Origin of the sequence: Sphingopyxis sp. MG (assembly GCF_002953155.1) — a bacterium.
In the GTDB taxonomy this organism is placed as follows: domain Bacteria; phylum Pseudomonadota; class Alphaproteobacteria; order Sphingomonadales; family Sphingomonadaceae; genus Sphingopyxis; species Sphingopyxis granuli.
This window is the reverse complement of record NZ_CP026381.1, coordinates 3,115,625-3,131,206: the sequence shown is the minus strand read 5'-3', so window position 1 is coordinate 3,131,206 and position 15,582 is coordinate 3,115,625. Positions and strand designations below refer to the sequence as shown.

Annotated in this window: 15 protein-coding genes; 9 read left to right on the top strand and 6 right to left on the bottom strand. The window is 67.4% G+C overall.

Going from position 1 to position 15,582, the window contains the following annotated elements; genetic code table 11:
• The first annotated feature begins 57 nt into the window (after positions 1-57).
• Both C3E99_RS14375 and C3E99_RS14370 read left to right on the top strand, forming a co-directional pair.
• Positions 58-2,385 carry a glycosyltransferase family 4 protein gene (locus C3E99_RS14375; RefSeq protein ID WP_083675164.1) on the top strand — a complete coding sequence of 776 codons (2,328 nt, stop codon included), beginning with the start codon at positions 58-60 and terminating at the stop codon, positions 2,383-2,385.
• Between the two features lie 91 nt (positions 2,386-2,476).
• The gene (locus C3E99_RS14370; RefSeq protein ID WP_442800474.1) at positions 2,477-3,673 is read left to right on the top strand and encodes a glycoside hydrolase family 130 protein; all 1,197 of its coding nucleotides are present in this window, start codon (positions 2,477-2,479) and stop codon (positions 3,671-3,673) included.
• Positions 3,674-4,224: 551 nt separating this feature from the next.
• Here the strand turns inward: C3E99_RS14370 and C3E99_RS14365 are convergent.
• Positions 4,225-5,001 carry a Crp/Fnr family transcriptional regulator gene (locus C3E99_RS14365; protein WP_104959985.1) on the bottom strand — a complete coding sequence of 259 codons (777 nt, stop codon included), beginning with the start codon at positions 4,999-5,001 and terminating at the stop codon, positions 4,225-4,227.
• A gap of 474 nt (positions 5,002-5,475) precedes the next feature.
• The gene (locus tag C3E99_RS14360; RefSeq protein WP_076077100.1) at positions 5,476-5,772 is read right to left on the bottom strand and encodes a plasmid stabilization protein; all 297 of its coding nucleotides are present in this window, start codon (positions 5,770-5,772) and stop codon (positions 5,476-5,478) included.
• 272 nt (positions 5,773-6,044) lie between these two features.
• Here C3E99_RS14360 and C3E99_RS14355 point away from each other — a divergent pair, with 272 nt between their 5' ends.
• From C3E99_RS14355 to C3E99_RS14345, 3 genes are all read left to right on the top strand, one after another.
• A complete protein-coding gene (locus C3E99_RS14355; protein WP_104959984.1) occupies positions 6,045-6,692 on the top strand; it encodes a DUF4142 domain-containing protein in 648 nt (215 codons plus the stop codon).
• A 159-nt stretch (positions 6,693-6,851) separates the two neighbouring features.
• Complete coding sequence (locus tag C3E99_RS14350) at positions 6,852-7,673, top strand: Crp/Fnr family transcriptional regulator (RefSeq protein WP_076077097.1); 822 nt, start codon at positions 6,852-6,854, stop codon at positions 7,671-7,673.
• Positions 7,674-7,707: 34 nt separating this feature from the next.
• Positions 7,708-8,142 carry a CBS domain-containing protein gene (locus C3E99_RS14345; protein ID WP_076077095.1) on the top strand — a complete coding sequence of 145 codons (435 nt, stop codon included), beginning with the start codon at positions 7,708-7,710 and terminating at the stop codon, positions 8,140-8,142.
• Between the two features lie 15 nt (positions 8,143-8,157).
• Here C3E99_RS14345 and C3E99_RS14340 read toward each other — a convergent pair whose 3' ends face one another.
• The 3 genes from C3E99_RS14340 to C3E99_RS14330 all read right to left on the bottom strand — a co-directional run bounded on the left by C3E99_RS14340 (position 8,158) and on the right by C3E99_RS14330 (position 11,151).
• A complete protein-coding gene (locus tag C3E99_RS14340; protein WP_076077094.1) occupies positions 8,158-8,889 on the bottom strand; it encodes a hypothetical protein in 732 nt (243 codons plus the stop codon).
• Between the two features lie 16 nt (positions 8,890-8,905).
• On the bottom strand, positions 8,906-10,117 hold the full coding sequence (locus C3E99_RS14335) for a toxic anion resistance protein (protein ID WP_076077092.1): 1,212 nt from the start codon (positions 10,115-10,117) through the stop codon (positions 8,906-8,908).
• Positions 10,118-10,191: 74 nt separating this feature from the next.
• Positions 10,192-11,151: a bile acid:sodium symporter family protein gene (locus C3E99_RS14330; RefSeq protein WP_076077091.1), complete on the bottom strand. Its 960-nt coding sequence runs from the start codon at positions 11,149-11,151 to the stop codon at positions 10,192-10,194.
• Positions 11,152-11,467: 316 nt separating this feature from the next.
• Between C3E99_RS14330 and C3E99_RS14325 the strand changes: the two genes are divergently transcribed.
• From C3E99_RS14325 to C3E99_RS14310, 4 genes are all read left to right on the top strand, one after another.
• On the top strand, positions 11,468-12,124 hold the full coding sequence (locus C3E99_RS14325) for a 5'-methylthioadenosine/S-adenosylhomocysteine nucleosidase family protein (protein ID WP_076077089.1): 657 nt from the start codon (positions 11,468-11,470) through the stop codon (positions 12,122-12,124).
• 95 nt (positions 12,125-12,219) lie between these two features.
• Entirely contained in the window at positions 12,220-14,052 is a 1,833-nt protein-coding gene (typA, locus tag C3E99_RS14320; RefSeq protein WP_104959982.1) for a translational GTPase TypA, read from the top strand.
• 95 nt (positions 14,053-14,147) lie between these two features.
• Positions 14,148-14,561, top strand: coding sequence for a hemerythrin domain-containing protein (locus tag C3E99_RS14315; protein WP_067186181.1), 414 nt, complete (start codon positions 14,148-14,150; stop codon positions 14,559-14,561).
• 75 nt (positions 14,562-14,636) lie between these two features.
• Positions 14,637-14,897: a DUF3297 family protein gene (locus tag C3E99_RS14310; protein WP_067186179.1), complete on the top strand. Its 261-nt coding sequence runs from the start codon at positions 14,637-14,639 to the stop codon at positions 14,895-14,897.
• A 31-nt stretch (positions 14,898-14,928) separates the two neighbouring features.
• Here the strand turns inward: C3E99_RS14310 and C3E99_RS14305 are convergent, their stop codons facing one another.
• Positions 14,929-15,495, bottom strand: a complete 567-nt coding sequence (locus tag C3E99_RS14305; RefSeq protein WP_067186177.1) for a CHAP domain-containing protein — start codon at positions 15,493-15,495, stop codon at positions 14,929-14,931.
• Positions 15,496-15,582 lie beyond the last annotated feature (87 nt).

Genomic DNA, 15,582 nt, shown 5'->3' with positions numbered 1-15,582 from the left:
CTTTGTTGCTTGCGGGGGGAGACGGTTTCAATCGGGGGAACGGACGGAAGGCCTGCCATGAAATATGATGCCGAGGACAGCTTCTTCGCTCGCTTGCTCGACGACGATCACGCCATCGCCGAAACGCCTGCCTCGTGGACGCATCCCCGCACCCGCCGCATCGCGCTGATCGGCTGTTTCCGGCCGCGGCGTTGCGGGATCGCGACCTATACCGCCGACGTTCACGATCATCTGCGGCGCGAGCATCCCGAAATCGGCATCGACGTCTATGCGATGCGCGCCGATCCCGAACAGCCGGACGATGCCGACGTCGTGGCGGCGATCGACGCCGACGATCCCGAATCCTATGCCGCCGCCGCCGCCGCCATCAACCGCAGCGGCGCCGACGCCGTCTGGCTGCAGCATGAATTCGGCATCTTCGGCGGCCGGGCGGGCGCGATGGTGCTCGAACTGGTCGAGCGGCTCGCGGCCCCACTCGTCGTCACGCTGCATACGGTGCTTGCCGCGCCCGATGCCGATCAGCGCCGGGTGATGGACGCGCTCGTCGCGCGGGCTTCGCGGCTGATGGTGATGAGCGATCACGGCCGCCAGACGCTTGTCGACGTCTATGGCGCGCCGCCCGGCAAGGTCGCGCTGATCGAGCATGGCACGCCGGTGCGCCCCTTCGCCGCGCGGTCGCCGCTGCGCGACCGGCTCGGCATCGGCGATCGTCCGATCCTTTCGACCTTCGGGCTGCTCGGGCCGGGCAAGGGGCTCGAAACCGCGATCCGCGCGCTGCCCGCCATCGCCGAACGGCACCCCGACATCCTCTATCGCATCGTCGGCGCGACCCATCCCAACCTGATCGCCGCCGAGGGCGAGGCTTATCGCGAAAGCCTCGAACATCTTGCCGCGACGCTGGGCGTCGGTGACCATATCGCCTGGGACAATCGCTTCCTCGATGCCGAGGAGCTGCTCGACCAGATCGAGCTGTGCGACATCTATCTCGCTCCCTATCCCAATCTTGCGCAGGTCACGTCGGGGACGCTTTCCTATGCTGTGGCGCTGGGCCGCGCGGTGGTGTCAACGCCCTTCATCCACGCGCGCGAACTGCTGGCGAACGACGTCGGCGTGCTCGTCGCGCAGGGCGACAGCAGCGCGATCGCCGATGCCGTCCTCGCGCTGCTCGCCTCGCCCGAAGAGCGGCATGCGCTCCAGATGCGGGCCTATGAGCGCGGCCGCCGCACCGCCTGGCCGCAGATCGTCCGCCAGAGCGCCGCGCTGCTCGACCAGGTGATCGCCGCGCCGCCGCGCCTGCTTTCGACGCCGCGGACGGCCCCGTCGCTGTCGGGCGTGTGGGCGATGTGCGACGACGTCGGCATCCTCCAGCACGGCCGCGGCCCAGTCGCCGACCGCGATCACGGCTATTGCATCGACGACAATGCACGCGCGCTGATGCTCGCCGACAGCGTGCGCTTCGACACGGTGCAGGCCTATGAGGAGCGGGCCTTCCGCTTCGCCTCCTTCATCCAGCATGGCTGGAACCCGGAGCTGCGGGCCTTTCGCAACTTCATGGGCTACGACCGGCGCTGGCTGGAGGATCGCGGGTCGGCGGACAGCAACGGCCGCGCGATCTGGGCGCTCGGCCATTGCGCCGCGCATTCGCCCTCGAACGACCTCGCGCGCTGGGCGCGCGAATGGTTCGACCGCGCCGCGCAGAGCGCGGCCAGCGTCGAAAGCCCGCGCGCGGTCGCCTTCGCGATGCTCGGCGCCGACGAACTGCTCGCGCGCTTCCCCTCCGATGCGCTGGCGGGGGAGATATTGGGGTGCGGCGCCGCCTTCCTCGAGCAATTGTGGTCCCGCTGGGGCACCGAGGGGTGGAACTGGTTCGAACCGACGCTGACCTATGACAACGCCCGCCTGTGCGAGGCGCTGCTGCGCGCCGGGCGCACGCTCGGCGTCGCGGCGTGGCAGCAGGCGGGGCTGACCACGCTGGCGTGGCTCTGCGACCGCCAGACGGCCGCCGCCGGCCATTTCCGCCCGGTCGGCTCCGACGGCTTCGGCCGCCTCTACCAGGCGCTGCCCTTCGACCAGCAGCCGCTCGAAGCCTGGGCGTCGATCGAAGCCTGCGGAGCGGCGCTGGCGATCAGCCGCGACGCACGCTGGCGCCGCCACGCCGACGCCGCGTGGCGCTGGTTCTTCGGCGCCAACGACCGCGGCGAAGCGCTGGCGAGCATCGAGACGGGCCGCTGCTGCGACGGACTGACCCCGCGCGGCGTCAACACGAATGCCGGGGCCGAATCGACGCTGGCTTTTCACCTTGCCTATCATGCGATGGACGCCCTAGTCTGGCCGGGGGGTGCCAGGAAGGACGCCGGCTTCACGCATGCTGATATGCAGACCTGATCAATCGCCGCTACATATCCTCGATGAAAAGCTGAACGCGGACCCTTCGCGGGTCGTGCTTCGGCCCTTTCACCTCGCCTGGCAGGCAAGCGTGTCCGAACCCTCGCGCGCCGCGCAACTCGTCAGCGACATATTGACGCTCGACGACGATCAGGCGGAGGCCGAACTGGACATCGTCTGGCAGGATTTTTCGGAACGCCACTGGCAGATCGGGCGCATCTTCGACCAGCGTTTTGCCGAGATCGCGGAGGACGTCCGGCTGGCCCGGGCGTCGGTGTCGCCGGTCAAGCAGCGGCTGATCGGCGCCTATTTCTGCCACGAATACAGCTATGCCGCCGCGGCGCTGATGAACCCCAGCGTCGTGCCCCATCCCGACCAGAGCGGGCTGAGCGGCGGGCAGCAGCGCTTCCTGATGTCGCTGCGCGCGGTGGGCGAGGGGCATATCAGCTCGATCGCCTTTCGCGAGGGCATGATCGGGCCGGGCGGCGATTTCCGGCTGTGGCCGCAATCGGGGCCGGCGATGGCCGCGGTGGTCGACGACCGCCACCGGATGGAGGCGGACGAGGCGGTGACCGTGCACCGCCAGCCCGACAGCGCCATATCGAACAGCGTGCTGTTCCCCGTGACCGAGGCACAGCGCAACGGGCTGGAGGATCTGCGCCTCGTTTCCTTCACCCACGACGACGGCCGGCGCGAATATATCGGCACCTATACCGCCTATTCGGGCCGGGCGATCCGGTCGGAAATGCTGCGCACGACCGATTTCGCGAGCTTCTGCCTCGAACCCTTCACCGGCCGCGCCGCGCGCAACAAGGGCATGGCGCTCTTCCCGCGCAAGATCGGCGGCCGCTACCTGATGGTCGGGCGGCAGGACGGCAAGAATGTCACCCTGCTGTCGTCCGACAGCCTGACGCACTGGGACGACGAGGGCGAACTGCTGCTCAGCCCTGAATTCCCGTGGGAATTCGTCCAGATGGGCAATTGCGGCAGCCCGATCGAATGCGACGAGGGGTGGCTCCTGCTGACCCACGGCGTCGGCGCGATGCGAAAATACAGCCTGGGCGCCGCGCTGCTCGATCGCGACGATCCGTCGCGCGTGATCGGCCGCACCGCCTGTCCGATCCTGACCGCGGCGGAAAGCGACCGCGAGGGCTATGTCCCGAATGTCGTCTACACCTGCGGCGCGATGTGCGTCGGCGACGAACTGTTCATCCCCTACGGGATTTCGGACAGCGCCATCGGTTTCGCCACCGCCTCGCTCGACGACCTGCTCGACCTGCTGCTTTAGGGCGTGATGACATCGAGTGGAATCGTCATTGCGAGCGGCGAAGCCGCGCGGCAATCCAGAGTGTGCGGTAACCGCTCCGGATTGCTTCCCCCGGATCAGGCCCGGGGTCGCAATGACGAAGTGAGTCAATCCAAAGTCATCAGAGTCTATGGCCTGTGGGGATTCGGGTTTCGGCGCGGTTTCTCCCTTCCGCCACCCTGATTCCTCCCATTTCGTCACCCTGAACTTGTTTCAGGGTCCATGGTCTGACCTCGAATGAAAAGCGGCACAAAAGGGAAGGTCCGGCCTGGATGCTGAAACGAGTTCAGCATGACGAAGGATGAGGCCGCGCGCCAAAACCCGAATCCCCACAGACCGTAGGCTGTTTCAAGTCAGGTGGAATCACCTGGCGACCCGGAAAACAGGACAAAACAAGAATCCGGAGTGCCGGTTTTGATCAATCAAAACCGAACGCACTCTACAGCGACGTGCCATAAATCTGGAACGCCCCTTATCCGAACGGGACGATGGGTCAGATTTAAAGCTCAATGCTCCAGGGGTCAGTCCCGATCTCAGTCCTTCGCCTCGCGGCGGTGGAGATAGATGTCCGAATAATGGGCGATGCGGCGCAGCACCTCGACATCGCCGATCGTCAGGCGGCGTCCGCTTCGCCGGATGCCGCCGGCTTCCTCGAGCGTCTTCAGCGTGCGGTTGATGTGGACGGGGGTCAGGCCCAGGAAATCGGCGAGCTGTTCCTGCGTCATCGGCACGTCGATGACGCCCAGCGGTTCGAGCGCGGTCTGGCGCAGCCGATAGACGAGTTCGCACAGGAAATGGGCCAGCCGGTCGAGCGCATTGCGGCGGCCGATGTTGAGCAGCCATTCGCGGCCGATCGACGCCTCGATCAATATGTCGACGAGGGTCGCCCGCGCGATCGCCGGGCGCTCCTTCACCAGGTTTTCCAGCGCCGCGATGGGGACGATGGCCAGGTCGACCGTGGTCAGCGCCTGAAGATTATGGTCGACGACGTGGAGGAACAGCGACTGAAGGTCGAGCGGGTCGCCGGGAATCTTCAGCGCGACGATCTGCCGGCCCCCGTCGGCCGCGAGCTTCTGGCGGTAGGCGAAACCCGACAGCAGCATCGGGCAGACCGTCGAACGCTCGCCCTCGCGCAGGATGTAATCGCCCGGCTCATGGCGCCGGATCGCGTGCGGAAGCGCCAGCAGCGCCTGCTGGTCGCCTTGCGCCAGCAGGCTGTGGCCGAGCAGCTTGCGCACGACGACGTCCAGCCGCCGATCGTCGGGACCGGTCGGCGGCGTCCGGACTGGCATGTCCCGATCCACGGTCATTTCTCTCGCCCTTTCCGCATATCGCGATCGAATGCGGCCCCGGTTGCGCCATCCCCCGGCGCGGCTTTCACGACGCGCCGGCTTCGCAGGGCTCGTCGCGTGAACGTCCCTTCCGGCCTTTCGTTCCCGCGCCATGCGCGAATGACGAGGGGGCGTGCGGCCGCGGAGCGATCGCGTTCCAGACCCTTTCCGATCCGGATGGATGCACCAAAATCCTCCTTCGGGGCAGGGCGATTCCCTCCTGAACGGAGGGAGTCTATGGCCTGTGAGAGATTCGGATATCGGAACAGTTTCTCTTTTCCGTCACCCTGACCATGTTTGGCCCATATGTCCTTCAGGCAAGCAAGAAGCTGTTCCCCGGCGAAAGCCGGGGTCCAGATGGCACAGCACTGCCCTACGTGGACCCCGGCTTTCGCCGGGGACCGGTTCCTTGTCGAAAAGGGATCATTGCCGACTTGTTTCGGGGGCCATGGCTTAGCCTCCGGCGCGGCGGCGGCGCGTTTCCCAACCCTTTTTCGCGGCCGCCGATCGCTTCTCCGCGCTCTGGCTCGAACCGCCCTTATGGCCGCCCTTGCGCGATGAAGCGTGGCTTTCCTTCTTGCCGCGGCCCGACCCCGATTTCTTGCCGCCGCCCGATTCCTTGTTCACCGTCGCCCAGACGCGGCGCTCGGCCTCGGCGTGACCGACACCGCGCTTCTCATAACCTTCCTCGATATGCTCGGCCTTGCGTTTCTGCTTGCCGGTATAGCTCGATTTATCGCCGCGGGGCATGATCGCTCTCCTTCGCCTTCTCTTCCCCGACAACCGTTCGATCAAGACGAGGTTCCGCGCGTGGAGGAACGCATTTCGGTGCCCGCCAAACGGACGGACGGCGGCGCATCGTGCAAAAAAACGGGACGATCCAGAGGGTTGCCGGTGGCGCCGCAAAGGGCCGCTCGCATTCTTATAATTTGGATCAAGTTTATGAAAAATAAAAATAATCCTCGGCAGGAACCCGGCCGGGTCGCGCGGCGTCGAGCCTGCATAGACACGGGAGACTGAACATGGCCTATTCACGTATGACCGGGCTTGCGGCCCTCGCGCTTCTCGCTGCCTGCGGCAGCCCCGACACGGCGCGGCAGGACGATAGCGGCGCCATGCCCGACGGAGAGGTGACCCCGACCGAAGGAAGCATCGCGGCCGTCGATCCCCAGACATTCGCCAACCGCATCGCCGCCAGCGACCAGTTCGAAATCGAATCCGCCAAGCTCGCGCAGAGCAAGGCGAAGTCCAAGGCGCTTCGCGATTTCGCGGCGAAGATGGTCACCGACCACACCGCATCGAGCGCCAAGCTGAAGGCCGCCGCGACGACGCAGGGGCTGACGGTGGACGCGTCGCCCGATGCCCAGCACCGCACCGACCTCGCCGCGCTGCGGGCGGCAACGGCCGACGATTTCGACAGCCTCTACAAGGAACAGCAGATGCGGGCGCACGAGGCGGCGCTCGCCGAACTCAACGCCTATGTCGACAGCGGGACGCAGGATGCGTTGCGCGATTTCGCGCAGGCGACCGCGACGGTGGTCGACGGGCATCTCTCGATGCTGCGCGGCATCGACGTTCCGGCCAGCAGTGCCGCGGCGACGGGCACCATTCCGTCGGCCCCCGCAGCGCCGCCGCCGGCCGCGCCGGTCGACAAGACCCCGGCGCAGTAGCACCGCGCTGCGCAGGCCCCGTCCTTCGCGGCGGGCGGGGCCGGAATCGTCGAACGGACCGGGTGCGAATCGCGACGAAGCGAGCGCCCGGCTAACATGGGTGAGGGACCCCCGTACATCGGGGGTTCATCATCCGGACCGGTTCCGAGGTACCATTCCATGCCTTTCCGCGAAATTCTCGACAGTCTGCTGACGCCGCGCGAACGCATCGCATGGGAGGCCTGTCTGGCGCGCAACGCCCGCGACCACGGCAAGGGCGCCGATCTGATCCGCGAGGGCGAACGGCCGCGGGCGCTGCATGTCGTGCTCGACGGGTGGGCGCAGAAATACAAGCAGCTTCCCGACGGCCGGCGCCAGATACTGGCGCTCTATCTGCCCGGCCAGCTTTGCGACCTCGACCTGTTCACCGTCAGCCGCAGCGATCATTCGCTCGCCGCGGTCCGCCACCTGTGCGTGGCGGAGATCGGGCGTGCCGAGGCGTGCGACCTGCTGCACCGCTGCCCCAGCCTTTCGCAGATATTCTGCTGGAGCGAGCTTGTCGCCGGCGCGATCCAGCGCGAATGGATGATCAGCATCGGGCAGCGCAACGCGCAGGAGCGCGTCGCGCATCTGCTGTGCGAGCTGTATGTCCGCCAGCGCGGCAAGACGCCGCCGAATGCCGGCGCGTGCGATTTCCTGCTCACCCAGTGGCAGATCGCGGAGGCGACCGGCCTGACCCAGGTCCATGTCAACCGCACGATCCAGGAACTGCGCCGGTGCTGCGGGGTCGAGATCCGCCAGCTGCGGCTGGAGCTTTCCGACTTCGAGGGGCTGGCGGCGCTCGCGTCATTCAACGCAAACTACCTCCATTTCGGCGAAGCCACCTCCGCCGCCGAGCGCGTCGCGCCGCTGTTCGAGCCCGTCGAGACGATGGCGCCGCTGGGCCGCTTGCCGCTGGCGGCTCCTATCCTGCAGGCGTCCGTGCCGGCGCGCAGGATGTGATTTTGGTTCCGGGGGCGGCACGAAGGAGAGAGACATGAAGGTCGCCGATTGCATGAGCCGGGACATATGCGTCCTGTCGCTCGACAATTCGCTCCAGTCCGCGGCGCAACTGATGGCGGAAATGGATTCGGGATTCCTGCCCGTCGCCGACAAGGATGAGCTGATCGGCATCGTCACCGACCGCGACATCGCCATTCGCGGCGTCGGCATGGGGCTCGCTCCGTCGGCGGGCGTCGAGGAGGTGATGAGCGACGAGGTGCGCTATTGCTTCGCCGATGATGAGGTCGAGAAGGTGCTCCACACGATGGGCACGCTGCAGGTGCGCCGGCTGCCCGTTCTCGACCGCGACAAGCGGCTGGTCGGCGTGGTGTCGCTCAGCGATCTTGCGACGAACGGCGCGGCGCCTGCGGCCGGCGCGGCGCTCGGCGATATCGCGCAGCCCAGCGACCACCATTCGCAGCGCCTGTAAGGCGCCGGGGTTCGGTCAGGATGTCGGCGCGTCGCCCCCGTCTTCCGCCTCCAGCCCCTGATATTTGAGCTGGAGATAGCGCTCGCGCGTCGCGAGCTTGTCGAGTTCGCCCGCGGCCAGGCTGCGCGCCGCCTCGCCGATCTCGCGTTCGAGCATCTTGAGACCGCCGACCAGCGTTTCATCGGGGGTGCGGCCGGCATGCGCCTCGCCGCGCAGCCCTGCGGGGATGCGCTGATAGCCCGCAACCAGCTCGGGCAGATCCTCGCCGACGAGCTTGCGGATGTTGCCGGCCGCCGGGGTCGCGGGGTCGAGCGTCTGGAGCTGCGGCGCGAGCAGGTCGAGCTGGACGCCGATGCCGTCGACGAGTTGGCGCGCCGGGGCGGGAAGCGCGGGGCGCTGCGCCTCCAGCCATATCTCGGTACGCCCGGCGAGCTGCTTGAGGTCGGCCTTGGGCAGGTCGGCCTGGCGCGGTTCGGGGAAGGGCGGCCATTTGCCGAACAGGATCGCGACGCCGATCAGCAGCAGCGTGACCGCCATCACCCCGGCGAAGCCGAGCGGCTGGATCAACATGCCGAACAGCGCCGCCGCGATCAGCACCGCGCCGCCTGCCATGCAGATGCGGCCAATCTTCCGGAACAGATGCTGGCGGCGCAGCGCCATGCTCTTGGTGCCGATCGGCCGCCGGCGTTCGCGCGACCGCTCGATCGCGGCATTGCCGAGCATGATCGTCTGGTCGGTCTCGCTCATCGCCATCGCCGCCTCGTCAGCCCTCGAGCGCCGCGAGCGGGCTGTCGGCGCCGCCGACGCTCGCCTGCGCCTGGCTCGCGCCCTCGGCGCGCGCGATATAGCCCTTCGACTTGGCGACCTCGCCCTCCAGCGCCGTCACCGTCGTCTTCATCGTGTCGAGCGCCTTCAGCTTGAAGGTGTCGATCGCGTCCATCGTGTCGTAGATGTTCTGGAAGGCGCGGCTCAGCGTCTCCATCGGGATCGTGCTCGACGCCGCCTGTTCGTGGATGCGCGCGGTATTGTCCTTGAGCATCTTCGACGTGCCGTCGATGATGTTCGCGGTCGTCGTGTTGAGCGCGGTGATCTGTTCGAGCACCAGCTTCTGGTTGGTCATCGCCTGCGCGACGGTGATCGCGGTCTTGAGTGCCCCGACGGTGGTCGTGCTCGCGCGGTCGACCCCCTTCACCAGCTCGACATTGTTCTTCTTGACCAAGTCGAGCGCGAGATAGCCCTGCACCGTCACCGCCATCTGGGTCAGCAAATCCTGCGTGCGCTGGCGGGCATAGAAAAGCGCATTTTCGCGCAGGATCTTCGCCTTGGCCGGGTCGCTGCCGTCGAGTTCGTTCGCCTTTGCCTCGAGCCGCTGGTCGAGCGTGTTCGCGATGTGGACCATCTGCTCCAGCTTGCCCATCGCTTCCCACATCTTGCGGCGCTCGACGTCGATGGCGGCATTGTCCATCAGCAGTTCGTCCTTGCCGTTGGCGAGCGCGGTCAGGATGCCGCTGATGTGAGTCTGGGCGCTGCGATACTGTGCGAAATAATTGCTGACCTTGCTGCCGAAGATCTTGTCGAGGAAACCGCGCTTGGTCAGCAGCTTGCCGTTCGCCGATGGGTCGAGCCGTTCGACGGTGGTGCGCAGTTCGATCAGATTCTGGCCGATGTCGGTGTCGCGGTCCATCGCCCGGACCGGGCGGTCGAGGAAGCGGTTGCTGTGGCTCGCCGCCTCCAGCATCTCCTTGCGGCCCATGTTGGTGATCTGGTCGATGCGCTTGCCGAACTCGGGCGAATTCTCGTCCTGCGCGACGAGGTCGTCGATGAAGCTGTCGACGCGTTCCTCCAGCTTCGATTTCTGCTCGGTCGACAGCGGAACCAGCCCGGCGGCCTTTTCGGGCGACACGGCGGGGACGGGTTCGGGCGGCGTCAGCTTCAGTTCGTCGGTGGCGGTCGCCGTCGCGGTGTCTTCGCTCATTCCACTTCCTTCCAGCCCTCAAGTCGGCTCTGGGCCGAAGCCTATATGGCACGCGGCACTGTGTTATTCAAGCATCACACCTCTTGCGGCCGATTCAGAACCGGTGCGATCCACGCGGAGAGGATGAGCTGCGCCATATGATAGACGAGGATCGGCACCAGCACCACGCCCGCGATGGCCGGGGGAAAGAGCGTCGCGGCGAGCGGCGCGCCCACCGCGATGCTTTTCTGCGCGCCCGCGAAGAGCAGGGTGATGCGGTCGGGCCGGCGCAGGCGCAGCAGCCCGCCCAGGGCCCAGGCAGCCGCGAAGGCCAGCGCGAGCAGCGCCGCGACCGCGGCGAAGGTGATGCCGATCTCGCGGCCGTCGAGCCGGGTCCAGATGCCGCCGACCACCGCCGCGGAAAAGGCGACATAGACCGCGATGGCGATCGAGGTGCGATCCATGAAGGTCGCCAGTTCGCGATGCCGCAGCACCCAGGGGCGCAGCCAGCGCTGCGCCGCCTGCCCCGCGACGAAGGGCAGCAGCAGGATCAGGGCGATGCGCAGCGCCGCCGCGCCGCTGATCGCGCCCGCGCTCCCCGCGAGCGCGGCGAAGAGGAGCGGGGAGGCGACGACCCCGGTCAGGTTGAGCAGCGCGGCGGCGACGACGCTCGCCGCGACATTGCCGCCCGCCATGCTGCTCGATGCGGTTGCCGACTGGACGGTCGAGGGCAGGATACCGAGGAAGAGGAAGCCAAGCGCCAGCGTCGCGGGCAGGAAGGGCGCGGTCGCCGCCTGCGCGACAACGCCGAGCAGCGCCATGCCGCCGAAGCAGAAGGCGAGGCCCGCGCCCTGCAGCTTCCAGTTGCGGACGCCGTGCAGCACCTCGTCGCGCGGCAGCCGCACGCCGTTGAGGAAGAAGAGCAGGACGATCGCCGCGGTCGACACGCCCTGCGCCACGGGCACCGCCTCGCCGCGCACCGGCAGCAGGCTGGCGATCAGGATCGTTGCAAGCAGGACGGGGACGAAGCGATCGGGGAAAATGCGTGCGAGCATGATCCGGGCGATGGCGGGATGCGCTGGGATTGGCAAGACTCGTCAACGGGCGCTTCCCCCCGCGGGAAGATGAATCGGGTACAGGACCTGGCGCTCCGCGCCGGGACGGGGACGCGGGTGCCCTTTGTAGCTTTGGCCGTTGCCGGGCGAGCGTGGCCTCATGGGCACGCGAGGGGACAGGCGGCGCGGCGAGAGCGGGATTTTCGGCATCGAGTGGAGAGGCTAGCGCCGCGCGGTTTTGTGTAGGACAGTGATTTCCTGCGCGCCTCTGCGCGAATCCTTTTCCATCCGACGATGCCGTCGCTACAGGGCGTCCATGTCCCGCATCCTCATCCTCGCCGCGCTTCCCGAAGAGGCCGACGCCCTTTTTCCCGGCGAGGGCGTGCGCACCGCCGGTGGCTTCGCCATCCGTCACCTTGCGGTGCGGGGGCACGCCCTCGCCGTTGCGACCTGTGGGCTCGGCAAGGTCCATGCGGCGCTTGCCGCCGGCCTGTTCGGTGGCGACGCCGACCTGTTGCTGATGAGCGGAACCTGCGGCGCGCTCGATGCCGAAGCGGGGCGCGCCTATTGGCTCGCCGAGGCGGTGCAGCATGATTACGGCACGGTGCGTCCCGACCGCTTCGACCGCTATCGCGCGGGCGAATGGCCGGCGGGGGAGGTGGGCGAGGCGCATTTCGCCGCCATGCCCGATCCCGGGCTGGGCCTGCCGCATGCGCGAATCGCGAGCGGCGACAGCTTCATCGCCTGCCCCGACGTGGCGGCCGGCCTGGTGCGCGGCCTTGGCGCGACGCTCGTCGACATGGAGGTGGGCGCCGTCGCGCAGGTCGCCGCGCGGCTCGGCAAGCCGTGGGCGGCGGTCAAGGCCGTCACCGATACGGCGGACGAGGGAAGCAGCCGCGACTTTCACGCGAACCTCGTCCGTGCCGCCCGCGCGGCGGCGATCGAGGTCGAGCGGCTGATCGCGATGCTGTGACATCGGCAATTTTGTTGCGCCGCAGCAGCAAATTCGCTAGGCGCGCCGCCGAAGTGCGGCGCAGCGCCGCCATACCCCCGTTAAGGTATTTTCTGATGTCATTGCGTAATATCGCCATTATCGCGCACGTCGATCATGGCAAGACAACCCTTGTCGACCAGCTTTTCCGCCAGTCGGGCACCTTCCGCGACAATCAGCGCGTCGAGGAGCGCGCGATGGATTCGGGCGACATCGAAAAGGAGCGCGGGATCACCATCCTCGCCAAATGCACCTCGGTCGAATGGGGTGAGGGCGAAGGCATGACCCGAATCAATATCGTCGACACGCCGGGTCACGCCGACTTCGGCGGCGAGGTCGAGCGCATCCTGTCGATGGTCGACGGCGTCATCCTGCTCGTCGATGCCGCCGAAGGCCCGATGCCGCAGACCAAGTTCGTCACCGGCAAGGCGCTGGCGCTCGGCCTGCGTCCGATCGTCGTCGTCAACAAGATCGACCGCAGCGACGCGCGTCCCGCCGAAGTGCTCGACGAGGTGTTCGAGCTGTTCCTGACGCTCGACGCGAGCGACGAGCAGCTCGATTTTCCGATTCTCTATGCCTCGGGCCGCTCGGGCTTCGCCTCGCCGGACCCCGATGCGCGCGACGGCGACTTCAAGCCGCTGTTCGAAACGATCGTCGGCCATGTTCCCGCGCCGGGCCTCGACCCCGACGGACCGTTCAGCTTCCTCGCGACGCTGCTCGACCGCGACAATTTCATCGGCCGCGTGCTCACCGGGCGCGTCCAGTCGGGCACGGTCAGGGTCAACCAGCCGATCCACGCGCTCGACGCCGACGGCAAGGTGATCGAGACCGGCCGCGCGTCGAAGCTGCTGGCCTTCCGCGGGCTCGACCGCGTGCCGGTCGAGGAAGCGCGCGCGGGCGACATCGTGGCGATCGCGGGGCTGACCAACGCGACCGTCGCGAACACCATCGCCGACCCGAGCGTCAGCGAACCGATCGCCGCGCAGCCGATCGATCCGCCGACGCTGTCGATGCGTTTCGCGGTCAATGATTCGCCGATGGCGGGGCGCGAGGGCAGCAAGGTGACGAGCCGGATGATCCGCGACCGCCTGATGCGCGAGGCCGAGACCAACGTCGCGATCCGCATCACCGAAAGCGCCGACAAGGACAGCTTCGAGGTCGCCGGGCGCGGCGAGCTTCAGCTCGGCGTGCTGATCGAGACGATGCGCCGCGAAGGCTTCGAACTGGGCATCAGCCGCCCGAAGGTGCTGTATCAGACCGACGAGAACGGCCAGCGCACCGAGCCCTATGAAACCGTGGTCATCGACGTCGACGACGAGCACAGCGGCACGGTGGTCGAGAAGATGCAGGTGCGCAAGGCCGAGCTGACCGACATGCGTCCGTCGGGCGGCGGCAAGACGCGCATCACCTTCAGCGGCCCGTCGCGCGGCCTGATCGGCTATCACGGCGAATTCCTGTCCGACACGCGCGGCACCGGCATCATGAACCGCCTGTTCGACCGATACGGCCCCTACAAGGGCGCGATCGAGGGCCGCAAGAACGGCGTCCTGATCTCGAACGGCGCGGGCGAGGCGGTGGCCTATGCGCTCGGCCCGCTCGAAGAACGCGGCATCCTCTTCGTCTCGCCCGGCGAGGCGCTCTATGAGGGGATGATCATCGGCGAGAATGCGAAGCCCGACGACCTCGAGGTCAACCCGATGAAGTCGAAGCAGCTCACCAACTTCCGCTCGACGGGCAAGGACGACGCGATCCGCCTGACACCGCCGCGCCGGATGACGCTCGAACAGGCGATCGCTTATATCGACGACGACGAGATGGTCGAGGTGACGCCGAAGAACATCCGCCTGCGCAAGGCGATCCTCGACCCGCACGAGCGCAAGAAGGCGGCGCGCAAGAAGGAAGCGGCATAGGCGGCAGGACAGGCCGGCGAGGCTTGCGTTAACCGTCTTTTCACGGCGGCGGTCTAGGGCCGAATGCGAGGGACCGCTCGGTAAAAGAGGGGCCCATGCATATCGCCGGGGAGACGCGCCGCCTGCGGGACGAGCATACCGCGCTGGCCACTTTGTCGCACTATCTGCTCGATCTGGTAGCCGCGCCCGAACCGCCGCGGCCGACCGAGATCGAGGCGGTGCGCGGCCTGTTCCACGATACGCTGGTCCGCCACCTGAAATGCGAGGATTGGGCGCTCTATCCGCGCCTGCGCGACAGCGGCGATCCCGCGCTTGCCGATCTGGCGCAGCTTTTCGTGGCGGAGATCGGCACCCTCGCCGACGAATATGCGCGCTATGACGGCCTGTGGCCCACCGGGCGAATCGCGGCCGAATGGCCGCGGTTTCGCCGCGAGACGCGGGCGATCCTCGCCGCGCTGCGGCGGCGCATGGCGCGCGAGGAACGGGAGCTTTATCCCGTCGCAGAATAGGGGCAATTTCTGGCGACAATGCTTGATTTGCCGGCCATCCTCGCCTAGCCGCGCGGCAGTTTCTGGAGATTGACGATGACCGATACGCCCCCCGACCGCCTGTCGACCAACCCGCGCTCGCCGCATTTCGACATGGAGGTGCTGCAGCGCGGCATCGGCATCCGCTTCAAGGGCAAGGAACGCACCGACGTCGAGGAATATTCGATCTCCGAAAGCTGGATCCGCGTCGCGGCGGGCAAATCGAAGGACCGTTTCGGCCAGCCGATGACGATCAAGCTGTCGGGCGAGGTCGAAGCGTGGTTCGAGGATGACGCCGACGAGAGCGGCGAGGAATAAGTCGAGCCCCTCCCCGCAGGGGAGGGCCGGCTCAGCCGCCGAGCGAGGCGGCGACGATGTCGAGGCCGTTGCCGGGCTTCCAGTCGTTCTGCGTCCACACCGGGGTATCGAACGCCTTGCGCTCGGGCTGGGCGGCGCCGTCCGCATAGATGAAGCCCTGCACCGGATTGGCGCGCAGCCCGAGGTCGCCGATCGGCGCATACCAGACGCGGACCATGCTCCAGTCGCCGGCGTCGCTGACGTCGATGACACGGACGTTGCGCTCGATCTGGCCGCGGCGGCCGTTGATCGGCGACCAGTTGGCATGATCGATCAGGATTTCGCGGTCGCTGACGACCTTCTTGACCACCGCGACGTGGCCCGACGGCATGCCGCGTGTGCCGGCAAAGGCCATCACCGCGCCCTTGCGGGGTTCGTGGCCGCGATCGTAGCTGCCCGCCGCTTGCGACCACCAGGTCTTGGCGTTGCCGCGGATCTCGACGCCCGATTCGGCGCGGGCGAAGGGGACGCACTGAAGATAGTCGGCGGCGATCGCGGGGACGCTGGCGATCAGCGAGGTGCACAGCGCGACGGCACCCAGAAAGCGGCGATGGAGCATGAAAGGCGACCCCCATTTGGCTTGTCTTCAAGCGTTGCAGCGTCCCTGCCGCAGCTTTCGGGCGCCACCAACCGCCTAGCGACGAAT